This is a genomic window from Arthrobacter alpinus (genome assembly GCF_001445575.1).
Taxonomy (GTDB): domain Bacteria; phylum Actinomycetota; class Actinomycetes; order Actinomycetales; family Micrococcaceae; genus Specibacter; species Specibacter alpinus_C.
This window is the reverse complement of the sequence record NZ_CP013200.1, coordinates 1,784,337-1,809,267: the sequence shown is the minus strand read 5'-3', so window position 1 is coordinate 1,809,267 and position 24,931 is coordinate 1,784,337. Positions and strand designations below refer to the sequence as shown.

At 61.6% G+C, this 24,931-nt stretch carries 25 protein-coding genes and 1 pseudogene; 5 read left to right on the top strand and 21 right to left on the bottom strand.

Translation table 11 applies throughout. The features are described 5' to 3' along the window. Window positions 1-74: 74 nt before the first annotated feature. From AS189_RS07980 to AS189_RS07965, 4 genes are all read right to left on the bottom strand, one after another. On the bottom strand, window positions 75-449 hold the full coding sequence (locus AS189_RS07980; RefSeq protein ID WP_062287249.1) for an SdpI family protein: 375 nt from the start codon (window positions 447-449) through the stop codon (window positions 75-77). Window positions 450-563: 114 nt separating this feature from the next. After that, window positions 564-1,496 carry an aquaporin gene (locus tag AS189_RS07975; RefSeq protein ID WP_062287246.1) on the bottom strand — a complete coding sequence of 311 codons (933 nt, stop codon included), beginning with the start codon at window positions 1,494-1,496 and terminating at the stop codon, window positions 564-566. Between the two features lie 92 nt (window positions 1,497-1,588). Next, window positions 1,589-1,984, bottom strand: coding sequence for a DUF202 domain-containing protein (locus AS189_RS07970; protein WP_062287243.1), 396 nt, complete (start codon window positions 1,982-1,984; stop codon window positions 1,589-1,591). 1 nt (window position 1,985) lies between these two features. Beyond that, window positions 1,986-2,342, bottom strand: coding sequence for a YidH family protein (locus tag AS189_RS07965; protein WP_062287240.1), 357 nt, complete (start codon window positions 2,340-2,342; stop codon window positions 1,986-1,988). Window positions 2,343-2,546: 204 nt separating this feature from the next. Between AS189_RS07965 and AS189_RS07960 the strand changes: the two genes are divergently transcribed. Further along, entirely contained in the window at window positions 2,547-3,632 is a 1,086-nt protein-coding gene (locus AS189_RS07960; RefSeq protein ID WP_062287237.1) for an ADP-ribosylglycohydrolase family protein, read from the top strand. Between the two features lie 41 nt (window positions 3,633-3,673). On the opposite strand, the gene AS189_RS07955 is transcribed toward AS189_RS07960, so the two are convergent. The 3 genes and pseudogenes from AS189_RS07955 to AS189_RS07950 all read right to left on the bottom strand — a co-directional run bounded on the left by AS189_RS07955 (window position 3,674) and on the right by AS189_RS07950 (window position 5,715). Then, a complete protein-coding gene (locus tag AS189_RS07955; RefSeq protein WP_082634160.1) occupies window positions 3,674-4,246 on the bottom strand; it encodes a DUF4395 domain-containing protein in 573 nt (190 codons plus the stop codon). 3 nt (window positions 4,247-4,249) lie between these two features. Next, a pseudogene (locus AS189_RS19350) lies at window positions 4,250-4,669 on the bottom strand (hypothetical protein); the annotation flags it as partial. Window positions 4,670-4,716: 47 nt separating this feature from the next. Then, complete coding sequence (locus AS189_RS07950; RefSeq protein ID WP_062287234.1) at window positions 4,717-5,715, bottom strand: exonuclease domain-containing protein; 999 nt, start codon at window positions 5,713-5,715, stop codon at window positions 4,717-4,719. Window positions 5,716-5,888: 173 nt separating this feature from the next. Between AS189_RS07950 and AS189_RS07945 the strand changes: the two genes are divergently transcribed. Further along, complete coding sequence (locus AS189_RS07945) at window positions 5,889-6,593, top strand: DedA family protein (protein WP_082634158.1); 705 nt, start codon at window positions 5,889-5,891, stop codon at window positions 6,591-6,593. Between the two features lie 153 nt (window positions 6,594-6,746). Here the strand turns inward: AS189_RS07945 and rdgB are convergent, their stop codons facing one another. From rdgB to clpS, 7 genes are all read right to left on the bottom strand, one after another. Beyond that, window positions 6,747-7,367 (bottom strand): RdgB/HAM1 family non-canonical purine NTP pyrophosphatase, encoded by a 621-nt coding sequence (gene rdgB, locus AS189_RS07940; protein WP_062287228.1) that lies wholly within the window; start codon window positions 7,365-7,367, stop codon window positions 6,747-6,749. Further along, complete coding sequence (rph, locus tag AS189_RS07935; protein WP_062287225.1) at window positions 7,367-8,107, bottom strand: ribonuclease PH; 741 nt, start codon at window positions 8,105-8,107, stop codon at window positions 7,367-7,369. The genes rdgB and rph overlap by 1 nt, the downstream gene beginning before the upstream one ends. Window positions 8,108-8,544: 437 nt before the next feature. Next, window positions 8,545-9,087 (bottom strand): hypothetical protein, encoded by a 543-nt coding sequence (locus tag AS189_RS07930; protein WP_129587194.1) that lies wholly within the window; start codon window positions 9,085-9,087, stop codon window positions 8,545-8,547. A 55-nt stretch (window positions 9,088-9,142) separates the two neighbouring features. After that, complete coding sequence (locus AS189_RS07925; RefSeq protein ID WP_062287219.1) at window positions 9,143-9,940, bottom strand: MBL fold metallo-hydrolase; 798 nt, start codon at window positions 9,938-9,940, stop codon at window positions 9,143-9,145. Beyond that, entirely contained in the window at window positions 9,937-10,932 is a 996-nt protein-coding gene (gene murI, locus AS189_RS07920) for a glutamate racemase (RefSeq protein ID WP_237760003.1), read from the bottom strand. Before murI ends, AS189_RS07925 begins: the two co-directional genes overlap by 4 nt. A 126-nt stretch (window positions 10,933-11,058) precedes the next feature. Then, on the bottom strand, window positions 11,059-11,625 hold the full coding sequence (locus AS189_RS07915) for a DUF2017 domain-containing protein (RefSeq protein WP_062287213.1): 567 nt from the start codon (window positions 11,623-11,625) through the stop codon (window positions 11,059-11,061). Continuing rightward, window positions 11,618-11,923 carry an ATP-dependent Clp protease adapter ClpS gene (clpS, locus tag AS189_RS07910; protein WP_062287210.1) on the bottom strand — a complete coding sequence of 102 codons (306 nt, stop codon included), beginning with the start codon at window positions 11,921-11,923 and terminating at the stop codon, window positions 11,618-11,620. Before clpS ends, AS189_RS07915 begins: the two co-directional genes overlap by 8 nt. A 37-nt stretch (window positions 11,924-11,960) precedes the next feature. Between clpS and AS189_RS07905 the strand changes: the two genes are divergently transcribed. Then, complete coding sequence (locus tag AS189_RS07905; RefSeq protein WP_193393517.1) at window positions 11,961-13,304, top strand: nicotinate phosphoribosyltransferase; 1,344 nt, start codon at window positions 11,961-11,963, stop codon at window positions 13,302-13,304. 10 nt (window positions 13,305-13,314) lie between these two features. Continuing rightward, a complete protein-coding gene (locus tag AS189_RS07900; RefSeq protein ID WP_062287207.1) occupies window positions 13,315-13,932 on the top strand; it encodes an isochorismatase family protein in 618 nt (205 codons plus the stop codon). A 129-nt stretch (window positions 13,933-14,061) separates the two neighbouring features. Here AS189_RS07900 and AS189_RS07895 read toward each other — a convergent pair whose 3' ends face one another. From AS189_RS07895 to AS189_RS07865, 7 genes are all read right to left on the bottom strand, one after another. Continuing rightward, on the bottom strand, window positions 14,062-15,831 hold the full coding sequence (locus tag AS189_RS07895) for a DEAD/DEAH box helicase (RefSeq protein WP_062287205.1): 1,770 nt from the start codon (window positions 15,829-15,831) through the stop codon (window positions 14,062-14,064). Between the two features lie 115 nt (window positions 15,832-15,946). Next, a complete protein-coding gene (locus tag AS189_RS07890) occupies window positions 15,947-16,270 on the bottom strand; it encodes a DUF3039 domain-containing protein (RefSeq protein ID WP_062287203.1) in 324 nt (107 codons plus the stop codon). Window positions 16,271-16,489: 219 nt separating this feature from the next. Further along, complete coding sequence (gene nagB / locus AS189_RS07885) at window positions 16,490-17,269, bottom strand: glucosamine-6-phosphate deaminase (RefSeq protein WP_062287200.1); 780 nt, start codon at window positions 17,267-17,269, stop codon at window positions 16,490-16,492. A gap of 159 nt (window positions 17,270-17,428) precedes the next feature. Next, window positions 17,429-19,015 carry a hypothetical protein gene (locus AS189_RS07880; RefSeq protein ID WP_062287196.1) on the bottom strand — a complete coding sequence of 529 codons (1,587 nt, stop codon included), beginning with the start codon at window positions 19,013-19,015 and terminating at the stop codon, window positions 17,429-17,431. After that, window positions 18,997-19,788 (bottom strand): ABC transporter ATP-binding protein, encoded by a 792-nt coding sequence (locus tag AS189_RS07875; RefSeq protein ID WP_062293229.1) that lies wholly within the window; start codon window positions 19,786-19,788, stop codon window positions 18,997-18,999. Before AS189_RS07875 ends, AS189_RS07880 begins: the two co-directional genes overlap by 19 nt. Before the next feature lie 121 nt (window positions 19,789-19,909). Further along, window positions 19,910-20,866, bottom strand: coding sequence for a tetratricopeptide repeat protein (locus AS189_RS07870; protein ID WP_062287193.1), 957 nt, complete (start codon window positions 20,864-20,866; stop codon window positions 19,910-19,912). A gap of 148 nt (window positions 20,867-21,014) precedes the next feature. Beyond that, window positions 21,015-23,342, bottom strand: a complete 2,328-nt coding sequence (locus tag AS189_RS07865; protein WP_129587193.1) for a hypothetical protein — start codon at window positions 23,340-23,342, stop codon at window positions 21,015-21,017. 205 nt (window positions 23,343-23,547) lie between these two features. Here AS189_RS07865 and AS189_RS07860 point away from each other — a divergent pair, with 205 nt between their 5' ends. Beyond that, entirely contained in the window at window positions 23,548-24,888 is a 1,341-nt protein-coding gene (locus tag AS189_RS07860; RefSeq protein WP_062293226.1) for an AI-2E family transporter, read from the top strand. The last annotated feature ends 43 nt before the right edge of the window (window positions 24,889-24,931 follow it).

The following is a 24,931-nucleotide window of genomic DNA, read 5'->3' as shown; positions in this document are numbered from 1 at the left end:
GTGCAGGGAAGCTGCTGGAGCCAATCGTTGCGGGCCTGGCCGCCTCCTGAGTACCGGCTGGCTGAGTACCAGATTTAGCGGTTGCTGCCGCGGCGTGGTTTTTCCACGATGAGCGCTTCGACGGCGGCCACGTTGGCCAGTTTGGTCCCGTACACAATTGCCATCACCAGCAGCGCGCAGGCCAGCACCACCATGACCATTTGGGTTCCGGGGGCGTCCAGGAACAGCAAACCAGCCAGCGAAATGGCGGCCGCTGCGATCCCACTGACCCACATGGGTTGAACCGCTGCAGCGTGCCCGGCCCGCCATGAAACATCGCCGACCATGGTTTTGCTTGTCCGAATCCCCACGAGAGGGTTGACCCTGATCTTGCCGAGCGCACACGCATGGGTCAACGCTGCCATGCCCAGTGAACACACGGCCAGCAGAAGCAAGGAAAAGATCAGCATCCTGCAACCCTAACCCCAAACAACAATGACCGGCGGCACGGGAGGATTTCACCCCGCTTGCCGCCGGTCAATGCCGGTATGAAAGTCCTGAGACCGGACTGAGACCGGCGTGGACTACTTCTTGGGTGCGTCGAAGAAAGCCTGGGCGTCGTCGATTCCTGTGTCCTTGGCCAGCGTGGTGGCCGCAGGATTAACAGGGGCTTCGGTGGCGGCAACAGCAATGGGAGCTTCGGTGGCGGCAGGAGCCACGATGCCGTTCGTTGCAGGCACTGTTACAGGCACTGAATCAGGCACTTGTTCAGACACGGTCAACAACTGTGACGGTGCAAAGGCGCGGTAGATGACGGCAGCCAGGGTTGCACCAAACAGCGGCGCAAGCCAGAACAGCCACAGCTGTCCGGCGGCCCACGACTCAGCAAGGAAGACTACCGAGGTGGCGCGGGCCGGGTTCAGTGAGCCGTTGCTCAGCGGCATTGTGATGGCAACGGCCACGGCGAAGGCCAGACCAATAGCTATGGGGCCCATGGTGGTCTTATTGCGGGCCGAGGTAGCGCCGAGGAGCATGGCCGTCAGGACGCCGACCGCGACTAGCTCCACGATCAGGACACCAATCATGGGCACCTGCGAGGGTGAATGTGCGTCGAAGCCATTGGCCAGGGCGCCGAAAAGCTGCGGTGTCTCAGGGGTGGCGCCGGCGGGCATAACCTTCATCATGGCCAGCCAGACCACCGAGGCCAAGACGGCGCCTACCGTCTGAGCCACCATGTAGAACACCGCTGCGGAGAACTTCAGGCGTCCAGCAACGGCCATGCCGAGGGAAAATGCCGGGTTGAAGTAACCGTTGGAGACGTGGCCAAAGGAAATAATGGCAGCCACCATCGCCAAGCCATAGGCGAAGCCAATGGTTGCCCCGGAACCGGCCGGGCTGAACAGTGCCGTGCCCAGGCCAGCGAACACAATGAAAAAGCTGCCCAGCCCTTCAATGGCGATGCGCGTAATGAGCGGGTAAGCCTGCACCGGGGCCGTGGCCGTTCCGGATGAAGTCATGAGGTTAAAATCCTTCGCATTGGTAACAAAAAATGTGGGGCTGCTGTGAGACTAGGCACTGTGAGACGGGGGCCGGCTTTCAGGGAAGCGCGTTACATCCCGAGCGCCAACGCACACACAGTGGCTGCAGCCAGAGCCACTATAGCGGTCGAAGCTGTACGTAATATAAGAGTCGGAACGCCAATGTGATGCTCGGACTCGAGGGCGCCAACACCGGCATGGAGCAACCGGATCCGGACCACCGCACACACCACCAAGGTGATGGTGGTCAGGCAGGCGATGGCGGCGCAAATACCTAGACCCACCGCTTGGGCGCTGTCGCCAGCGGCCAAATGGCCACCAGCCCCGCCCCCGTTCAGCGAATGGAACCAGCCGCGCCAAATGAGAATACTGGCCACCACGGCGCTCATGACGGTGCGGCGCCAGGACAATGCCGTGCGCTCGGGTTGCAGCCCGGGGTCCCTGACAGGTGCCGGCGAGGGAGCCATGTTAGCGCTTGACCATAATCAGCACGGCAAAAATGATGCCGGCGAGCGAGACAATAACTGTCATGCTCAGCATGAGCCACGAATGTGGCAGTTCCTCATCGTTGCGCATCGCCTGTTCCTGGTGCGCCCAACGCCGGTAGCTGACAATGGCCAGCACAGCGCCAATGACCGCCAACACCATGCACAGGATGACTCGAATCACAGGAGGGGCAATTTCAGGGGCCAGCTGGTCGATGGCCACGGCGCCGGCCAAGAGCGCCAGCGCGGTCCGCACCCACGCCAGGAACGTGCGCTCATTGGCTAGTGAAAATCGGTAATCGGGCGTTTTTCCGGTCCGTCGCCAGGCGGGCTCGCGCATGGTTCTCCTCGTGCAGGGCTTCTCCCGAGCTGGTGCGGGGCAGCCAAGATGTAGTGGGTGCAGAATCTGCTCCGTCTAAGAGTCTACTGGGCACCTATCGGGCCACCTCGCACTCAGCAGTGCCGCCGCCAGCCCTCACAGATCCGGCGCCCGCCGGCAACCGGAAAGAACCGCAAAGCGTTCAGGAAACGGTAAATTGGATCCATGACAACTCCCGTTCACACCCCTGTCCCCGCCGACTTTGCCAGCCGTGTTCAGGGCACCCTCATGGGCGGCGCGTTGGGCGACGCCTTCGGCTACCTCGTAGAGTTCGATTCCCTGGCTGACATCCATGCAAAGTTCGGCCCGTCGTTGCTGGTGGATTTGTCTCAGGCAACCGGCACCGCTCACTTTTCCGATGACACCCAGATGACCCTCTACACGCTCGACGGTCTCCTCGATGTTCTGGAGTGGGCCAACAATGGCGTGGGCGCCGACATCAACGCCTGCCAGTGGCTCGCCTACCTGCGCTGGCTAAAAACGCAGGGCATTGAAACGGCCGAGCACGCCCCCGAGCAGGCCCCTCGCTGGATTGATTCCCAGAGCGTCCTCCACCATCAGCGCCACCCCGGCAACGCCTGCGTAACGGGCCTTGCCACCGGCCACATGGGTACCGTGTTCCGTCCCGTCAACCCCGATTCCAAGGGCTGCGGGACCGTCATGCGCTCGGCCCCCTATGGCCTGTTGCCCAATGTTGACGCGGAAACCATCTACAAGATCAGCTCCGACGCCGCCTCACTCACCCACGGTCACCCGTCCGCCCGCCAGTCCTCCGGCGCGTTTAGCTGGCTCATCCACCAGATCGTCATTGCCGGGCTCCCGTTGCGTGCGGCGGGCGAATCCGCCCGGGATCGTGCCGCTGGCGAGCCTTCAGCCGATCAGGATTTGCTGGCTCGGCTCGAGTCAGCATTGACGCTTTCCACGCACGACGGCGCACCCCTGTCCGGCGACTCCCTCACCGAAACGCTGGGGTTGGGTTGGGTTGCGGAAGAAGCCTTGGCCGTTGCCGTGTATTCGGTGTTGGTCACCGAGCAGGCGGCGGGCTCACCCGTGGATCATTTTTTGGCTGCCATTCGGCTCGCCACCAACCACAGCGGAGACAGCGACTCCACTGCTTCCATTGCCGGGAACATCCTTGGTGCGCTCTACGGAGAAGCCGCGCTCCCGCCGTCGTGGTTGACGCTGTGCGAGGCTCCCGCGGTGATCCGCCGTTTGGGCGCTGAGTTCATCAAGCTGACCACCGGGGCCTAGCCGCTAACGGAACGAGAGACCGGAGTAAAAAAGCCCAGCTCTCAACGGCTCCGGAAGTTGACGTTGGCGCACTCGTCGCAGATTCCGGCTGGGATGAGTCCGCGGCGCACCAGGACGCCGAATAGAATGCAGCCCAGGCACAGGCCAATAAATGATTCCAGCGAGGCTGCCACCAACAGCAGGGCCATCAGGGCCCATCCGGCCAGCGGCAGCTCAGCCAGCAACAGGATAAAGGCAGCGACGGATATGAAGACTCCGATGCCCTGAGCAAAGCGCTTGGGCGGGCCCGGCACCAATTTGGCTTGGCCCAAGCGAGGCGCCAGAACCTTCACTGACAGCAGTGCTGCCGGGGAGATTCGCGGACCAAAGGCTAGGCGCAGGATGAACCCCGCGGCGATGACTCCCACCAGCCATTCCCACTGAGTCAGGATCGCCACCAGCGCCATCACCACCACAAGGCCCGCTGTGCAGCGCGCAGCATATTCGTTGACGGGGTTCGGAAAAGCGAAGATGCGTTTGAGCAGACCGGCCTCGGCCGGCGGCACGGATTCCTGGTCAGTGAATTCGGGCTGGATGAATTCAGTGGCTGCGGGAATGTCTGCGAGTTGACTCATAGCTCAGAGTAGAACTGCGGGCGCCGGGCCCCTAGCTTTGTTGCGCCGCATGACGAACTGGTGCTGCGGGCAACACAACGGTGCAGTCGGGTTCAGCACGCACGCGTTGGCATCAGTCAGAGGTGCCGGTCGGCCGGGGAGCCGTCTTGGTCCAGTAATGCCCAACACCGGGCAGGGGCAATCCGCCGGTAGGAGCTGCCGGTAGGAGCTATCGAGCAGTTCGGCGATTTTTTGCCAGTCAGGGCGATCGACGCTGAGGTCTAGCCCCACCCAGCCGTAAGGCCCACTATAGGAGAGGATGAAGAAGCGCTGATCCGCCAAGAGTGCCTCGCGTTCACCAGCCTCGGGCAGAACCTGGACTGAGGCATCCCGTGGATGGTCCTGCTGTCCTTGGCCGAAGTAGGCAAAGATCTTCCCGCAGCGGAACGTGGGCCATGCAAGAAAGCGTAGTCCTCAGCAGTCCGGCGGAGCTAGCCCACCATCTGCATGAACTCGCCCTCGGAGAGCACCTCTATGCCCTGCCCGCGGCGTTGCAGGTCAAGCACACGCTTGGCCTTGGACGTCAGCCGGCCGTTGCTCAGGTCAGCGGCGGCGAAGCCACTGCCCACCACCAGAACAGTAGTTTTCAGGGTCACGTTGCTGGCGCACTGGGCGCCGTGGGCGGCGGCCATGGTTTTCGCTTGGGGCCGGCCCAGGCTGAGATCGCCCGTAAACACAACAGTTTGGCCAAACAGTGGATGCGCCACATCGGCATGGGCATTCGGCTCGGGGTTGGGACCTTCCGTGGACCAGCTGGAGCGGCCACCGCGAGCCGTGCCATTGGCGAGTCCGTCCTTCATTTCCGCGATGCGTTCCAGGGCGGAGCGGGTGGCCTTGGAAACCTCATCCGTGGCTGGGTCGTAGGCGTCGGCGTGCGGCATGGCCAACCTCATCGACTCAAACACACCGCGCACCGAGTCAACTCCGTGCTTGCGAGCAATGTCCACCATGATCCCAGCACAGGCCCGGGCATCCTCAGTGGCGTCGTGGTGGTTGCGGAGCGGAACACCGGCGGCCTCGGCCACAAAAGGCAGCGAGTACGACGGCAGTGAATAGTTCTTGCGCGAGAGCACCACTGTGCAGGCGTAGTCAAACGCAGGGGCTGCCAGGCCCGAGACCTCGGAGGCGGAGCGGATCACGCCAAGATCGAAGGCTGCGTTGTGCGCCACGAGCGCGTCCGCGCCAATGAAGGCGTTGACCTCGCCAAAGACGTCGGCAAAACGTGGGGAGCCGGCGACGTCGTCGGGGGTGATGCCGTGAATGGTGATGTTGCGCGAATCAAAGTGGTCATGCCCCTCGGGCGGGCGCATGAGCCAATATCCTTCCTCAACAATCACCCCGCCACGGACCCTTGTGAGGCCAACGGAGCAGGGCGATCCCCTAAATCCGTTGGCAGTTTCAAAATCAATTGCTGTAAAGTCCAAAGCCACCCTTCAAGGCTACCCCCGGCACACCACGGGCACTGCACTGATAAACCCGGCTTCCCTGTCGCACTCCCCACTGTCCAATGCCCTCGGCCCAAGGATACGGCCGTAATATCCTCCTATAGGTGGAGAGAACGTACAGCGAAGTACCGTAATCTTGGAGTGTGATACTTACTGCATTGAATGACTCCGTCCTGCCCGCTCTCGTGGGCCATGGGGCCGTTCCTTCTCTGGGACTGCTGCCCGACTGGCTCGATCCGATGAACCTCTTGAACCACCCTGCCCTGGGTTTTTGGGTGGTCATCATTGCCTGCGGCATCATCTTCGCCGAGACAGGCCTGCTGGTGGGCTTCTTCCTGCCCGGTGATTCGCTCTTGTTCACCGCAGGATTGTTGGTCAGCACCGGCGCCATGCCCGTGAACATTTGGGTGCTCATGGGCTTGCTGATCGTCTCAGGTTTTGTGGGCAACCAGCTGGGTTATTTCATTGGCTACAAAGCCGGCCCGGCCATCTTCAACAAGCCGGACTCCAAGCTCTTCAAGAAACAGCATGTTGACAGCGCCCACGCCTTCTTTGAACGGCACGGCGGCAAGGCCCTGATCCTGGCCCGCTTTGTTCCGATCGTGCGCACCTTTGTCCCTGTTATTGTGGGCGTCGCCAAGATGGACATGCGCAAGTTCATGCTCTTCAACGCCATTGGCGCCATCGCATGGGCTGGCGGTGTCACCTACCTGGGCTACGTTCTGGGTAACAACGTGCCGTGGGTTCAGCACAACCTGGACATCATCTTCATCGGCATCGTTGCCGTGTCCATCATTCCGATCGGCATCGAGTTCCTGAAGGCCATGAGCAAGCACCGCAAAAAGAAGGCCTCGGAGGCGTAAAACGCCCCTGCCGGCTTCCCACTGGGAGCCCGCTTGCGCCGAACCTCGGAGCCCTCTCGCGCCGAAAGGGGAGTAGTTGGCAATGTTCGTGACGAACATTGCCAACTACTCCCCTTTCGGCGTCGCGGGAGAGGTGCAGGAGCTCTTGGGAGCTTAGGAAAGTGCCTTGACGATGTGTGGCAGCAGCGCCCGGAAGGCGTTGCCCCGGTGGCTGATGGCGTTCTTCTCCGCGCTGCTCAGCTCGGCGCATGAAACGTCCATGCCCACAGGCTGCAGGATCGGGTCATAGCCGAAGCCGCCCTCACCCCGGGGCTCGGGAAGCAAGGTTCCCTCGAGGGTCCCTTCCTCCACTATGTCCAAGGATCCGTCCGGGTTGGCCAGCGCCGCGGCGCAGACAAAGCGCGCGCCACGGTGCTCGGGTGAAATGTCGCCCAGCTGAGCCAAGAGCAGGTTCAGGTTTGCTGTGTCATCTCCGTGGGCACCAGCCCAACGGGCCGAGAAGATGCCGGGGGCTCCGCCCAGCACGTCCACGGCCAACCCTGAATCATCGGCAATAGCCAGTGCGCCGCTGAACTGGGCCACAGCGTGTGCCTTCAGCCGCGCATTCTCCGCGAAGGTGACCCCTGTTTCGGCGACATCCGGGGCGTCGATTGCTCCGGCGTCGAGCACGTCACTGTCCACATCCAGACCAGGAATCTGGCCACGGAGCAACTCGCGCAGCTCCCGCAATTTGCCCTGGTTGTGGGTGGCGAGGACCAGTTTGGGCGCGCTCACTAGTTACCGAGGGTCTCGCGCTGGATCTGGGCCAGCTGCGTGGTGCCGATCAGGGCCAGATCCAGGAGCTGGTTGAGCTCGTCACGATCGAACGGTGCACCTTCAGCGGTGCCCTGCACCTCAACGAACTTGCCGGAGCCGGTGACCACAACGTTCATGTCTGTCTCGGCGCGCACGTCTTCAACGTAGGGCAGATCCAGCATGGGGACACCGTCGATGATGCCGACGGAGATGGCGGAGACGGTGTCGATCAACGGCTGGGCGTTTTTGGCGATCAGCTTGTTTTCCTTGGCGAACGCAATGGCGTCGGCGAGGGCCACGTAGGCGCCAGTGATGGCCGCGGTGCGGGTGCCGCCGTCGGCCTGGAGCACGTCACAGTCCAGGACGATCGTGTTCTCGCCCAAAGCCTTCGTGTCGATGATGGAGCGCAGTGAGCGGCCGATCAGACGAGAGATCTCGTGGGTGCGGCCACCGATTTTGCCCTTGACGGATTCGCGGGAGTTACGGGTGTTCGTGGCGCGGGGAAGCATGGCGTATTCGGCCGTGACCCAGCCGGTGCCTTCACCCTTGAGCCAGCGCGGCACGCCGGGGGTCAGGGAGGCGGTGCACAGCACGCGGGTGTTGCCGAATTCGATCAGGGCCGAACCTTCGGCCTGCTTGGACCAGCCGCGGGTGATGGTGATGTCGCGGAGCTGGTCGTTGGTGCGCCCGTCGGCGCGAAGTATTTCAGAGGAAGTCATGGGGATAAGCCTACCGGCCGAGGGGCCACGGCCGAGCGCAGCGAGGTCGGGGAGGCTGGGAGGCGCTACCGGCCGAGGGGCCACGGCCGAGCGCAGCGAGGTCGGGGAGGCTGGGAGGCGCTACCGGCCGAGGGGCCACGGCCGTGGGCCCACAAGCCGCGAGGGACCCAGCGCGAGCTTGCGAGCGGTGGGAGCGGCTGGGGACGAAGCGAGGTTGGGGAGGCCGGCAGGCGCTACCGGGCGAGGGGCCACGGCCGTGGGCCCACAAGCCGCGAGGGACCCGCCGCGAGAGTGCGAGCGGTGGGAGCGGCTGGGGACGAAGCGAGGTTAGGGAGGCCGGAAGGCGCTACCGGGCGAGGGGCCACGGCCGTGGGCCCACAAGCCGCGAGCGGTGGGAGCGGCTGGGGACGAAGCGAGGTTGGGGAGGCCGGAAGGCGCTACCGGGCGAGGCGTGCGTTCTTTCTGCGAGCCAGCTTGTGGGTTCTCTTGTCCTTGAAGAACACGGCGGCTGGACCCATGAAGCACAGCACAATGGCGGCGACTCCGAGGACGATCTGGAGGAGCGTGGCCATGCCACCGGGAGTGTTCACGCCCATGTAGCGGGCGAATGAAATCAATGCCAGTCCGGTGCCGGCAAGGCGCGCCCACCCCATGCCTTTCTTTAGGAACAGGCCAATCACCACATACAGGATGACTGCTGCCACGGCCATGACAGTGATGGTTCCCACGGTTGCCACAGACATCATTTCCAGCATGTCGGCGTTTACGTCAGTGACGTTTTGGGCCGCCAGTTGCTTGATGGCATCCTCGCGGTAGGCATCGGAGCTGGCATGTAGAACACCAAAAATAGCCGCGATGATCTGCGCAACAGCAGCACCCATGAGCATCCAGAAGATGGTATTCATGACGGCCGGCGCAACGGGTGCCTGCCCGGCCCTGCCGTTGTTAGGTGCACTCTTATCGCGTGGCATCTCATTCATGAATGGCAATCTTGATCGGTGATGAAGAGGATCCGCTCCTCACAAAGAGGGAGCGCTAGATGGTGTAGTGCACACCGGCAACGGCCGCGGCCACGCCGCCCGTAAAGACCCCACGGGCCTCTTCGACCACGGTGTTGCTGTCAGTCCACACAGGGATATGGGTTAGTAGCAGCCGCTTCACATTGGCCCGCGCTGCGGCTTCCCCAGCACGTTTTCCGGTGAGGTGGACGTCCTTGATGTTGTCATCACGGCCTTCAATGAATGCCGCTTCGCACAAGAAGAAGTCCGCGTTCTGGGCGGCATCTTCTAGGGCCTGACAACTGTCAGTGTCACCTGAGTACGTCAGGACGGCGGTGCGGTCCATGCCGGTGCCGTCGTACTCGGTGACCTCCACCCGCAGCGCATAGGCCTCGGGAGTGGGATGGTTGACTGAATAGGGAGTGACCTTAAACGGGCCCACCGTGACTGGTTCGCGCTCGGCCCAGTTGATGAAATCAAATTCTTCGCGCATGCCCGGATCTAGGTCCAGCCCATAAGCGGTGGCGAGCCGATCCGCTGTTTCTGCCGGTCCCCAGACTTGGATTCGGCCCCGATGCCAGCCCTCCGGGTTCCAGCGGACAGCCACATGTAGGCCGCACAAATCCATGCAGTGGTCGGGGTGAAGGTGGCTGAGGAAAATCGCGTCGATGTCCTCAAGATCCATGTATTTCTGCGCCGCCCCCAAAGCGCCGCTGCCCAAATCAATGAGCACTCGCCACGGCCGAACGCCGTCGTGCGCTGTGAGCAGGTAACAGGACGCGGGCGACGCCGGACCGGGAAAGGACCCGCTACATCCAACAATCGTTAACTTCATGTTCGCTCCCCCGCAACATTTCCCGGAACAGCCAGTCTGCCCATGGATTCCTCCAAAACAAAATTAGAGTGCTGTGTGACTGCCACACCGGAGGAATTTTGCCGGGCGGCGGCAATCATGTCGGGGGTAATCCGTGCCAGTGCGCCGGTGGGGTAATGCGCTGACACGTGGCTGACCTGCTCGACGCCGCGCACCTCCGGGCCCAAGAAGCGCCGGGCCAGGATGCCGAAGCTGTCAGCGTCGCCAGTGGAGAGAAATTGGTGGGTAGGTGCCGACCGTGAAACACGTTCCAGATCGTGGGTCACTAAGGCCTTATAGACATCCTTGGCGGTTTCTTCGGCGCTGGAAACCAGTGTCACGGAATCGCCCATGACAAAGGAAATAACACCCGTCAGCAGCGGGTAGTGGGTGCAGCCAAGCACCAGGGTGTCCACGCCAGCCTCTTTGAGTGGGGCCAAATACCTTTGGGCCGTGGTCAGCAACTCCGGGCCGGCGGTGATGCCCGATTCAACGAACCGCACAAAATCGGGGCAGGCAACGGAGGTGATGGTCAGATCCGGGGCTGCAGCAAAGGTGTCGTTATAGGCGCGCGAGCCCACCGTCGCCACGGTGCCAATGACGCCAACGTTGCCGGTCCGGGTAGCGGCAACGGCGCGGCGCACGGCCGGCTGAATGACCTCGATGACTGGAATTCCATAGCGGGCCGTGTAGCGTTCCCGGGCGTCGCGCAGCACGGCCGCGGACGCTGAGTTGCACGCTATGACCAGAAGCTTGACACCCGAATCAACCAATTCATCCATGACCCCGAGCGCATTGGCGCGTACCTCGGCGATCGGCAGCGGCCCATAGGGCCCCTTGGCCGTGTCGCCCACATACAGGATGGACTCGTTGGGGAGCTGATCAATCACCGCACGGGCCACAGTCAATCCCCCAACCCCAGAATCGAAAATTCCGATGGGCCGATCCGCCACGACGCTAGCCTGCGCGCTCATGGCGGATGTGTACTGGGGATTGGCTGATTGTGTGCTCATCATCGATTCAACAATAGTTCGTTTGTAGCCCCGACAGTATTAATTGCGCCCAATGACACAATTTTCTGCTCGACGCTGCACGCGGCCCTATTTGCTGCGCGCCATGGCTGACAGCATGGCTTGAACCAGGCTTTCTTGGAGCCAGGAGACAAAGTTGTAGACCAGTGAAAGGTAACTTTCGACGTCGTCCGCGTCACCCCAGTCCTGCACCTCATGGATCCGCTCGGCATCTTCCTCGTCCCGAATTTCCAACCTTTCGGCCAGCACCAGCCGAACATCGTTCAGGGCCATGGCCCACAGCTTGGCGCCTTCGGCATTCAAGACCAGCTTGTCGCTCTCCAACCCCAAGGAGGCCGCACGGAGGGCACCAATCTTCGTTTCTCGCAGCGAGCGTTCGGTGAGCTGACGGAATTCAAGGGCGGAGTCGGCGTCGTTCTTCACAGCGTCAGGCAGGAGCCGCAAGAGAGCGGGATCCACGGGCACAGAAACGTCCATGTCCAGGCCAATCAGGGCTGCCAACGGGTCCTCATGCGCCGGGGTGTCCGGTTCGAGCATGGTGATGATGTCGGTGAAAAGCTTGCGCAGAAGGTCGCGTTCGGCGGGTTCTAAGAAACCGGTGATGCCGCGACGGCCGGCGGAGAAGGCCTTAGCCACGGGGGCCGCCCTTCTGAACTGTCGCCCAGAGGCCAAATCCGTGCATGGCAACGGCGTGGGCCTCCATCTTTTCCTTGGACCCATGGGCCACCGCGGATTTACCCTCGGTGTGGACCTCCAGCATTAATTTCGCCGCCTTTGCCTCTGAATAGCCAAAATAACTTTGGAAGACGTAACTGACGTAGCTCATCAAATTAACCGGGTCGTTCCACACGATTAATTCCCAGGGGATGTCCGGGGAGATGAGTTCGCGCGTTGATACTTCCCGGTCTGTTTCCGGGGCTGTGCTGACACTCATATGTCCATTCTAGTGTTGCCCCACTAAAGTGAATTCTGTGACTACTCCATCAAGCTGGGGCCAGCCCCGCACATCACTGTTTACAGATCACTACGAGCTGACCATGCTTCAGGCTGCACTGCACTCCGGTGCCGCCCACCGCCGCAGTGTGTTCGAGGCGTTCGCTCGGCGCCTGCCCGACGGCCGCCGCTATGGAGTTGTTGGCGGAACGGGCCGTATTTTGGAAGGTCTGGAACAGTTCCGCTTTGGCCCTGACGAGCTGAATTTCCTGGCCCAAAACAACGTTGTCAACGACGAAACGTTGTCTTGGTTGGCCGATTTCAAGTTCTCCGGGCATATCTACGGTTATGCAGAGGGCGAACTTTACTTCCCGAATTCGCCCATTTTGACCATTGAATCCACGTTTGCCGAGGCCTGCATCCTGGAAACGTACGTGCTCTCCATTCTGAATCACGACTCCGCCATTGCCTCGGCAGCGTCGCGGATGATTGGTGCCGCCGGTGCCCGCCCGTGCATTGAGATGGGTTCTCGGCGCACGCATGAGGAATCCGCCGTGGCTGCCTCGCGCGCCGCCGTGATTGCCGGTTTCAACAGCACCTCCAACCTCGAAGCCGGCCTGCGTTACGGCGTCCTTACCCAGGGCACCGCCGCCCATTCCTTCACGCTCCTGCACGATTCCGAGGAGGAGGCGTTCCGCGCCCAGATCGGTTCCATGGGAGCCGGCACCACGCTGTTGGTTGACACGTACGACGTCGAAGCGGCCGTCCGTAAGGCCGTCGCAATCGCTGGCCCAGCCTTGGGCGGGGTGCGGTTGGACTCGGGCGATCTGCTCGCCCAGGCGCGGGATGTTCGCGCCTTGCTGGACTCGCTTGGCAACACGAACACGCGCATCACCGTCACGAGCGACCTGGACGAGTTCGCTATCGCAGCGCTGGCCGCCGCGCCCGTGGATTCCTACGGCGTGGGCACCTCGCTCGTGACCGGCTCGGGCGCCCCCACGGCGTCGATGGTGTACAAATTGGTTTCCCGCGAAGGAGATGACGGCGAGTTTGTTTCTGTCGCCAAGGCTGCCAAGGGCAAGGCCAGTGTTGGCGGGCGCAAGTACGCCATGCGCCGTCTGAACGATTCCGGCATTGCCACCGCCGAGGTCATTGGCATCGGCCACCGCCCCGAGGCAGATGCCAATGACCGCCCGTTGCTGGCAGAATTCATGAACGACGGCGTGCTGGCACCCGGTTGGACCGGAGCAGAAGGCGTGGTGCGGGCCACCGCCCGCCACACGGCTTCCATGGCAGAAATGCCTGGAGCTGCACGCAGGCTCCAGCGCGGGGAACCAGTCATCCCCACCGAATACGAACAAGCAATTGCAGTAGCGAAGTAAAGGACACCCCATGGCCAAGGCCCTCATCATTGTTGACGTACAGAACGATTTCTGTGAAGGCGGCTCACTAGCTGTCACCGGCGGGGCCGACCTCGCCACTGAGATCACCGAACTATTGTCCGAGGCTACGGACTTCGATTTCATCGTGGCCACTCAGGACTGGCACATTGATCCCGGAACGCATTTCTCCGAGACCCCGGACTATGTCACGAGCTGGCCCGTGCACTGTGTGGCGGGCAGCAAGGGAGCAGCGTTGCACCGCAACTTGGACACCGAGGACATTGACGCGTACTTCCGCAAAGGCAAGTTCGACGCCGCCTACTCAGGTTTCGATGGATTGCTCGCCCCTGAGGACGAGGTCGCCGTGGGCGAACGCGAAGCTCACGAATCAGTCGATGAGGACGGCGACGCCCCTACCAGCCTGGATGACTGGCTGCGCGAGAACGACGTCGACGATGTCGTCATCGTCGGCATCGCCACGGATCACTGCGTCCGCGCCACCGCCTTGGACGCCATCAATGCCGGTTACAACACCACAGTGTTACGTGACTACGTGGCGGGCGTGGACGATGACGCCAGCGAAGAAGCCCTCGAAGAGCTCGAAGACGCTGGCGTAGAGCTCAAGTAGCGGCGCAGGTCCGGGACAAACATCAGGAGCCGGGATTCCCGGAGCGGGGATGGATTTTCAAGGTCGCCCAGCGACCGAGTAAATCTTACTGCCCGCGAGGGAATTCCGGCCCCTGCGCCTCCTGTCGCGTTATTTGCGGCCGATGAACCAGTCTTGCAACTTCTTCATGCGGGTCTGCAGCTGCGCCTCATTGGCCTGAGCCACGGCGGGCCCACCGCAGATGCGGCGCAGTTCGCTGTGCACCATGCCGTGGGGCATACCGGAGCGGGCACTCCATGCTGAAACGTTCTTGGCCAGTTCTCCGCGCAGGTCCATCAACATGCGGTGGTCAATCAGCGGCGGGGCTTCGGGCTCTGCCGCTGGGGCTTTCTTGCGCTTGCGCGTTTGCTGATCGGCCTGGCGCTGGCGCAGCAACAGTCCCATCTGATCGGCGTCGAGCAGCCCGGGAATACCAAGGAAGTCCAGTTCGTCTTCGCTGCCAATAGCACCGCCTGTGCCGAATTCACCGCCGTCGAACAACACGCGGTCAAACGAGGCCTGGGACTCGAGGGCTTCGAACTTGAATTTCTCCAGCGTGTCAGAGGCTTTCTCCTCGCGGTTGGCCTCCTCCATCTCATCGTCTTCCTCCATGAACCCGTCGGGATCCTTGTCGGGGCGGTCCAGGGCGTGGTCACGCTCCAGCTCCAGCTGGTTGGCGAGTTCCATCAGGTTCGGCACTGACGGCAGGAAGATCGACGCCGTCTCTCCCCTTTTGCGGGCGCGCACGAAACGGCCTACGGCCTGGGCAAAGAACAACGGTGTGGCCGTCGATGTCGCATACACGCCAACGGCCAGACGGGGCACGTCAACGCCTTCGGAGACCATGCGCACCGCCACCATCCAGCGCTTATCGCCAGCGGAAAAGGCGTCAATCTTGTCAGAGGCCTTGGAGTCATCGGAGAGGATCACCGTGGGCGATTCTCCGGTGATCTTCTTCAACTCGGCGGCGTAAGCGCGCGCGTCCTCGTGATCTGTTGCGATCACCATGGCGCCAGCGTCGGGGACCGCCCGGCGTACTTCGGTGAGTCGTTTGTCAGCGGCCGCCAGAACGGCCGGAATCCACTGCCCATCAGGGTTCAGTGCGGTACGCCACGCATGAGCAGTAACGTCCTTCGTGACGGCTTCGCCTAGGCTCGCAGCCATTTCCTCGCCGGCACTGGTGCGCCACCGCATCTGACCCGAGTACGCCATGAACATGACAGGACGGACCACATGGTCCTTCAGTGCTTCGCCGTAGCCATAGGTGTAGTCGGCCTTGGACCGGCGGATACCGTCCTTGTCCTCGGCGTATTCCACAAACGGAATGGCCGCGGTGTCGGATCGGAACGGGGTACCTGTCAGGGCAAGCCGGCGAGCAGCAGGATCGAAGGCCTCGCGGATACCGTCGCCCCAGGACAGTGCGTCACCGCCGTGGTGAATTTCATCCATGATGACAAGCGTTTTAGCGGCTTCCGTCTTGGCCCGGTGCAGCAAAGGTTTGCTGGCAACCTGTGCGTACGTCACGGCCACACCAATGAAGCCTTTGCCGTGGCGGCCATCAGCATTCTTGAAGTTGGGGTCAATGGCGATTCCCACGCGTGCCGCGGCATCAGCCCACTGGCGCTTGAGGTGGTCCGTGGGGGTGACGATGGTGACCCGGTTGATCATCCCTCGGGCGATCAACTGGGTAGCGATGTGCAGGGCAAACGTGGTCTTTCCGGCACCGGGTGTTGCCACCGCCAAGAAGTCCTTCGGGTTATCGCTGAAGTACTTCTCCATGGCCTCGGTCTGCCATGCACGCAGCTTTTGGGCCGTGCCCCACGCTGCGCGCTCAGGATAGGCCGGAGGCAGCGACGGGCCACCAAACAATGTCTCCGTCACGAAATTTCCGCCATCCTTGTTACAGTCAAAGTCACTCTTTCACGCTTCCGCACCCAATTCCGGGCACGGCCAATCAACGGCTTTTCGCCGGTCACACTAAGAATTAAGATTCCCGTTACTTCTTGGGTTTCTTGGGGCCCTTGCCCTTGCCGCCTTCAGGGCGCAGCCCGTCGTAAACCTCTTTGCATTCGGGGCAAACAGGGAACTTCTGAGGATCGCGTCCGGGTGTCCAGACCTTGCCGCAGAGAGCAATCACAGGCTCGCCCGTCATGGCCGATTCCATGATCTTTTCCTTGCGCACATAGTGCGAGAACCGTTCGCTGTCGCCCGGCTCTACTTCTTGACGCAATTCCTGGCGTTCAATAACGGCCGTTGAGCCACCGGTCTGACCGGGGCTGTGCAGGGGATCATTTTCGAAAGGATCTGGAGGCAAACTCATGAAACCAGTCTACCGTGTTCACGTCCGCGACTCACCGAGGCACCAACTTTCCTCTGGTGATTTCAGACCCCAAAAGGTGAGGGAGGGTCCGGCAAAACACCCCAAAAGGTGAGGGAGGGTTTTCCGGAGTGTTGCTAAGAGAGCTGCCGAGGGACCCGCAGCGAACGACGGAGCCCACCGTTGATGTGAAGGTGGGCTCCCGCCGTCGAAGGTTTTTCTTTAGACGCCTTGCCAGTTCGGCTTGTTGTTGTAGGCGTGGCGGTAGGTGTCCGCGCCGGCAAGCTTGGAGGCTGCGGCCTCATCAATGATGATGGTGGCACGCGGGTGGAACTGCAGGACCGAGGCGGGGCACGTTGCCGTAACGGGTCCCTCGACGAAGTCACGCACGGCCTCAGCCTTGCCTGCTCCGAAGGCCACCAGCACCACGTGGCGGGCATCCATGATGGTGCCCAGACCCTGGGTCACTACGTGGTGCGGCACCTGATCGATGTTATCGAAGAAGCGCGCATTGTCCTGGCGTGTCTGCTCGGCCAGGGTCTTGATACGTGTGCGTGACGCCAGCGAGGAGCCCGGCTCATTGAAGCCAATGTGTCCATTGGTGCCAACGCCGAGGATCTGCAGGTCAATGCCGCCGGCAGCAACAATGGCGGCCTCGTAGGCCAGGCAGGCGCCGGCAATGTCATCGCTTGCGCCGTCGGGACCGTGAACATTCTCCGCGGCAACGTCCACGCGGTTGGTGAATTCACGACGAATCACTTCACGGTAGGACTCGTAATGTCCAACCGGCAGGCCCACGTACTCATCCAGTGCAAAGCCGCTGACACCTTCAAAGCTCAGGCCTTCCTCGTGGCGACGAGCCAGCTCGTCGTAGATGGGCAGCGGTGAAGAACCTGTGGCCAGACCAATGACGGCGTTGGGCTTGTTGCGCACCAAGGCTTCAATCGAGTCGGCGGCAAGCGCCCCAATTTCCTTGCTGGTCGGGAGGATGATGACCTCCATGAAACACGCTTCCTTTCAATGCCGCGAGAAAATGCGGCCCATGGCTAATTACAGAAAGCAACCCCAGAGTAATAACGCCCCATCAGAGCACACCGGAAGCGGCGGCTGACGGGGCGCTATTGCCTTGCATCTGCTGTTTAGCTCTAACCTTATCTAGAGTCAGCGGTCTACAGAAACAGCTTGCAATAATTCCGGTCCCCGCTTGTTATATTGTTCGGCGCCCATCCGGATTCCGAAGAACACATAGAGCGCCCCCAAACCAACGCCGGCAACCAATGCCAGCCAGAAAAAGAGTGGCAGATGGGCCACAGCGCCAATGATAATCAGCACCGCAACCGGGGCGGCTAGCACCCCGGCACCGGCAAAACCGGACAGCTGGATGAGTACCGTGGCGAAGTTGTTACCCGGCTTGGACTTCATGGGGCTCTCCCCCGGCAGCGGCACCACCATGGTGAATCTAGAGGAGAAAACGCTGGCCAAACCAAGCCCGGCACCTGTGGCACCGAGCACCAAACCAAGTGCGCCCGGCAGGATCTGCCAGTCACCTGCCACGACGGACCCGGCCACCGCGAACAGCAGTCCCAGCGGCAGAGCCAGAACGGCCGCTGCCATAACCCGTCCAGTCCTGTCTGCCTTGCCGGAAACGCCGGTGGCAAGATGCAGGGCAAAGGCAGTGTTGTCGTAGGAGATGTCAGCGGAGATGCTCCACGCCACCATGAACGCGGCAAAGGCACCGGCGTAGCTGAGGATGGGGCCCACAGCCTCAAGCCCGGCAGCCTGCGTCCCGCCAAACACCATGACGAGTGGGATCAACGGCGCAATCAGTAGCCCGGCGCTGTACCGCGGGTCCCTGAACCAGTAGGTCAAGCAACGCGCGGCAACCGCGCCCGTTGGGGTCTGCGGGAACCGGACAAAGAAACCCAACTTGCCAGCCGTGCGGCGGCCCCCTCCGGAGAAGGCAGGGGTGACCAAGGCCTTGACCAAGCACAGTTTCCACACCCACGTCAGAACAGCCAGGGTGGCAAGGGCTATCAACAGTTTCAGCCCGGCCGGCCCCCAGGCACCAACGGCAATATCTGCAGGAACGCCCCACACGGCACCCAGCGGAGTCCATGACAGCGTGGTGGCCAACTGTGGCAAGTACACCGAAAAATCGCTGATGCCGCTGGTAACACCGGCGATGATGGGGCCCATGAGCATCAATGGCACCAGCACAACGATCCCACTGACATCCTTGAAGCGGCGCGATGAGGCCAAGCTGGTGCTGGCTGCCGTGATGGCGCGTGAGGCAATGATGCACGTCAACGCGCCGAGGGCGCCGCAAATCAACGCTGCTGCGGCCGCGCCAGGATAACGCCACCACCCGACGGCGGTGCCCATGGCGGCCACAAGAGTCACGACACCCGGGACTCCAATGAAGCTTGAGAGGGCCAGCCCTGTGAGGAGCTGTTTCATGGGAATTGAATAGGTGACAAAGCGAGCAGGGTCCAGCGTCATATCAAGACCGGAAGCCAAGACGGGAATGATCAGCCAACCCACCAACAGTGCGGATCCTGCCAGCACAATCACCATGCCCACGAACTCTGCATCGCCAACGCTGCCGGCGAAGCCCAGCCCCACCAGCAGCATGCCCAGCACGCCCAAACCGTACAGGGCAGCGAAGATCAGGCCCACCAATTGCCAGGGGCTGCGCTTGAGGGAGTTGCGCAGTAGCGCAAGTTTAAGCCTTAGGAGGTGCGCAACCATTGCAACCCCGCCGTCTGGTTCCGGCCGCCCACAAGTTCCACGAACTTGTCTTCCAGGCTCATCTCCCCGCGCACCTCATCTACGGTTCCAGCCGCCAGAACGCGACCGGCTGCAATGACGGCCACGTGATCGCACATGCGCTGGACCAGATCCATGACGTGACTGGAGACAATGACGGTGCCGCCGGAGTTCACGTAGTTATGCAGGATGTCGCGAATGTTCGCCGCAGACACCGGATCCACCGATTCAAAGGGCTCATCCAGGACCAACAGGCTCGGCGCGTGGATCAGTGCCGAGGCCAAGGCAATTTTCTTCGTCATGCCGGCGGAGTAGTCCACCACCAGGGTCCCGGCGTCCTTGCTCAGGTCAAGGGCAGTCAGCAAGTCCTTGACGCGTTCGGCCACCGTGTCCTTGTCCATGCCGCGCAGCAAACCTGCATACGTCACCAGCTGCTCGCCAGTGAGCCGGTCAAACAGCCGGACACCGTCTGGCAGCAACCCCATGAGCCGTTTGGACTCCAACGGGTTGTGCCAAACATCCACTCCGTGGACCCACACTTGTCCGGCATCCGGACGCAAAAGGCCCGTTGCCATGGACAGTGACGTGGTTTTGCCGGCACCGTTGGGCCCCACCAAGCCATAGAAGGAACCTGCCGGAACGTCCAAGTCAATGTTATTGACGGCGACTTTCTCGCCAAAATGCTTGGATAATCCGCGGATCGATAAGGCAGGTGGGCGCCCGTCAGTTGAAGTACTCCCCAAAGAATTGTTCATGAACACGACCCTAGCAATCCAGAGTGGCCCTGTGACTTATCCCAAAGGATGACATTCCTGGCTGGTGGCGCATCGGAGCGAACAGCGCCGGCAAGAACAGCGCCGGTCAGAAGGCTGTTGGCTAGAAGAGCGCGCGGGCCAATGTCTGGCGCGACGCCGAGACGCGAGGATCGCTGACACCCACCACCTCATACAGCTCCAGCAGACGGAGCCGCGCATCCTCACGTTCGGGCCCAAAGTGCAGGGCAATGAACTTCACCAGGCGCGCCAGCGCGTCTTCCACATGACCGCCGGTCACGTCCAAATCAGCCACTGCCAATGCAGCCTCAAGATCATCAGGGTCACCAGCGGCCCGGGTACGGAATTCTTCGGCTTGGAGAACATTAATCTGCGCAGTGCGGAGCATGAGGTGCACCTGAGCCAGGCCAATCTTGGCGTCGGCGTCGTTGGGCTTTTCCGCCAAAGCCTTTTCATAGCTTGTCTGCGCAGTCTCCAGATCTCCGGCGTCAATGGCATCCCGGGCAGCCTGGTGCAGAGGAGGCAACGGCGGTGGCTCGGCGGCGGCTGGATCCTTGGCGCCACCCAGATTGCCGGTCACTCCGTTGCTGGCGGCTACTTTGAGGAGTTCGGCGAAGAATTCCTTGACCTGCTCCTCCGGCAACTCGCCCTCAAACATGGGCACGGGCTGGCCCTTGATGAGCGCGACCACCGTGGGGACAGCTGTGACACCAAAGGCTTGGGCGATCTGCGGGCTGGAATCCACATCGACACGGCCCAGTGCCAGCTGGCCGCCATACTCGTTGATGATCTTTTCCAGCAAGGCCGTCACGGTTGCGGACTGCTGTGAGCGGGCCGATCCCAAGGCGACCACCACGGGCACCTGCTGGCTCAGCTGGACAAATTCTTGGAAGCTTTGCTCGTTGACGTCCACCGCATATGGTGAACCGCCGGCGGGGGCGCCAGCTGCGGCGGCCGTGGCTGGCGCCGTGGCACGGTTCTTCAAGGCTGAAAGGTCGACGGCGCCGCGAAGGTTAATTCCGGACGGACCGTTCGGTGACATGGGGCTGTTTTGACTCATGATCTCACTCTAACTGGGCAGGGCGGCGGCCTTGGGTAATTCTCGCCGCGGGTGAAACTGACAGGTGAAAATGATGGTTGTAAGCGTTTGCTGAAACTGACAGAGGCGGGCTCCAGCACAGTGTGCTTGAGCCCGCCTCGGCAGCAGTCTACTTCTTGAAACTGCCGCCCACCAGATTGCGGGTTGCGGACAAGATCGTGAACTTACCGGCACCGTCCTTGGGCGGAATGTACATGACGACGGGCTCGGCATAGTTAAGGCTGAAGCCTGTGGTGGTTTCTTTGCCGCCGGTGAATACGGCCGCATCGTCACCGACCGTCAGGGTGGCATTTGCCTTGCTTGTTCCGGTGATGCCAAAGTTGTAACCGACGACCACCATGACCCCGCCATCAGCAGTGCGCAGGTTCACTGCGGCATCGGTGGCGGCCTTATGGCTAAATACGTACGTGGCGTCTTTGGCTTCCTTGGTGATGGTTGCCTGGGTATCAAGGACACTTTGGATGTAAACGCTGTCGTTGAAGGTGTCTTTGAACTTGCTGTCGCTCTTAGTCAGACGATCGCTCAGTGCGGCAATGGCGTCAGCGGGGCTCATCGTCAATCCGTCGGAGGAATCCAAGGCAATTTCCTTGGTGCCTTCCTTGTCCACCTTCGGGAAGGTCTGGCCGGGAAGCAGCGGTGTGGCATTGACCATTTTGTAGTTCTCGCGTGGGCTGGCCTGAACCAGCGTCAGCAACTGCGGCAAGGCGTTGTTTTCACCCTGCGTGACCAGCAGCGCCGAACGGGGCCACGTGGCGGTGGTCGTGACAACGTTGGCCAGCAACTTCGAGGCATTCACTGGTTCCATGGCAGCTTGCTTGGCTACCTTAGCCCGAATTTTGTAGTTGGCCTCGCGAGTTTCCAAGGCCATCCCACTGACGCGAGTTTCGAGTTCCTTGGCATTCTTGGCATCGTCACCGGCAGCAACGGCCGTTGCCACTGCTGTGGCAATGCGCTGAACTTGGGTGTCCAGCAATCCTGGGAACCCGGGCGAGGACGGAGTTTGGGAGACAGCGGGGGTGGCTTCGGCAGCGGCGCTGGCAGGTGCCGGCGTGCTTGGGTCAGCGGCGACTGCTGGGCTGAGACTACCTGCCACCAGGACTGCAGCCAGTGCAGCACCCCAGCGCAGCGAAGCCTTCATGCGCTTCTTGACCATAGCCACGGGGCTTTCAGTTGTATGGAACTCACTCTTATTCTGGCCACCCTTATCCTGAGACGTGGGGTCCTGAGCAGTAGGGTCCTGAGGAGTGGCATCCTTGGCTCCAGCGGCTCCACCCTTGTTCCGGGCTCGTGGCTTGCGGGGTTCCTGCTTCTTGAGCGAGGTCACGCCATCTGAACCGTTGCCATGTGAATCGTGGCCGCCGGAATCCGGGCCATCTGAATCCGGGCCGTCTGAATCGTGGCCGCCTGAATCCTTCTCGGTGTCGGATTTGCTGTTGGAGCTGGCGTCCGATTCTGAATCTTCGGTAGCGGCAGAACCTTCGGTATCAGCGGGGACCGTTGCGTCATTATCCTTGGCAGCAGCAGTTGCGTCAGAATCTGCAGCTGAGCCGGGGTTGAGCAACACGGCAGGCAGCGCAGAGGTCGCATCGCTGGGCGTTGCGGTTGCTGGCTTGGGTTCGGCTGCGTCCTTCGCCGGAGTTATGACAGGCGCGTCGGCCTTGCGGGCCTCCGCGATCGTGGAGGGGGCCGCAGCGGAAGGGGCAGCGTCAGCGCTGCCGGATGAGGCCTTAGCGGCCTCGCGGGCAGCAACAAGCTTGTCCACGTCCAGCGCGCCGGTGGCCGGATCGGAGGGACCTCGGCCAGCAGCACGGCGCCCGGCAGTGGGTGCGGCAGTGCCCTTGGCCTTGTTGGGTGAGATCAGGAACATCAGTGCGGCCAGGGCCAGCAGTGCTGAACCAATGATCATCAACGGCACAGCCCACGGCGTTCCGGCTTCATTGTCAACCGTGATGGAAATGTCCGTGGGAGCCGCTGCCTTGCCATCGGCTGAGAGCAAAAGCGCCCAATCACCACGACCGGGAGACTGCCAGGTGTACGTCAGCTCGCCTGTTGCTTTTTCTTCGCTAACCCACATGTCGGACCCCGCAGGGTTGGGCACAGTGGCCTCGCCCTTGGTGCTCGTGGCGGCTAGTTGCGTGAAGTCTGAATTGGCAGCACCAATTTTGGTGTAGGAGGCATCGCCAATCCAACCAATAATGTCGTCTTCACGCCCAACAGCAAGCTGCATGGGTCCATCGCTCTTAATGGTCATGGTGAACTGCCCGTCGCGGGTCTTGAGCAGGTCTGGACCAATGACAGTCAACGGGGCAGCGGCAACCTGCGCCGGTGTCGCGGCTGTGACCGTGGCTGGCGGGAGCCAGATGGTGCGCTGGCCAATGCCAGTACCCAACACCAACAGACCCAATATGGCCAGGACAATTGCAATTTTTGAACGCAAGAACATACCTAACATCGACGGAACACTGCTGTGATCGTTACTTCAAGGGTAACCGAACGCCTATCTATTGGGCATGCCTCTTTGACTTTTCTCACGTTGACACCCGCGCTGCTCACTGGCTGTTCCTCGATGCGCTGGTAACCTCTAGTCACTGTTGGAAGTGGAACAATTTGCCTCCACACCACCGTTTATGAAGGCAGAAACCATGAATACCTCCCCCGATCCAAGCCCCTCCGGCCCCGGTCCCGACGATGCAGGCGCGCCCGCGGTCCCGGCCGATCCCGCAGAAGCAGCGGCTGGCAAGACCGCCCCGGCTGCCCCGATCGCGGCGTCGGGCGCTTCCGTGGCCGTCACAATGGAAGCCAGCCCCAAGGGCTGGCGCGGCTGGGTGGCGCAGAAGCTCCGCCAGCCAGTTCCGGGCGCCCAGCCACGGGTGCGCTTTGACCTGCCCCTAGCGCCTCATGGCCCCGGCGAGACGGCCGTTGCTGCAGAGGCATCCTCCGGAGGCAGCATGTTCCGCCACCCCATCTACTTTGGGTTCATGGGGACTGTGGGTGTTGGCATTGCCTTGGGCTTGAGCTACATTCTGGCCAATACTGAATCCTTGCTCCTTTGGATTGTGACTGCCTTGTTCATTGCCTTGGGGTTGGACCCCGTGGTCCGTTGGCTGGAACAGCGCAAGGTACCACGCCCCTTGGGCATAGTCCTGGTGCTGGTGGGTCTGTTGAGCGTGGTGGCTTTGTTCTTCGCCACCCTGATCCCCACAATCGTGGAACAGACGTCCCAGCTGGTCACCAAGGCCCCGGTTTGGATCCGAGATTTTCTCAATTCTGAATTCTTCAAGCAGCTCGATGTCCAGTACCGCGTTCTGGACACCATCAATGAGCAGGTTGCCAAGTTCTTCCAGGACGCCCAGGCTGTGGGCGGAATCTTTGGCGGTGTGGTGGGCGTGGGTACGAACATCGCGAACGGGCTCTTTGGCACCTTGATCGTGCTGGTTCTGAGCTTGTACTTCTTGGCATCTCTGCCGGCCATGAAGAAGTGGGGCTACCGTCTGGCGCCTCGCTCTCGCCGCCCCAGAGTCGAAGAACTGAGCGAGGAAATCACCCGTGGCGTAGGCAACTACGTCATTGGCCAGGTGTGCGTAGCCGTTCTGAACGCCACCTTCGCCTTCATCGTCATGAGCATTCTTGGCGTGCCGTTTAGCGTGCTGCTGGCCTTCGTTGTGGCGCTGCTGGCCTTCATCCCGCTGGTGGGTGGCATGATCGCTGCCATTGTGGTGATTGCCGTCAGCCTGACCGCAGGATGGCAAACAGCGCTGATTTACGCCATCTGCTACTTCGCTTACCTGCAATTTGAGGCCTACTTCATTTCGCCTCGCATCATGCAGAAGGCGGTGGCTGTGCCCGGTGCTGTTGCCGTCATCTCGGTCATTGCCGGTGGTAGCTTGCTGGGCGTGCTCGGAGCCCTGATCGCTATCCCCACTGCCGCGGCCGTCATGCTGCTGGTCAAGGAAGTCTTCATCGCTCGTCAGGATAAGAACTAGCAAGATCACAACTCGCGGGCTCGAGCCGCCAGCTCAGGCTGGC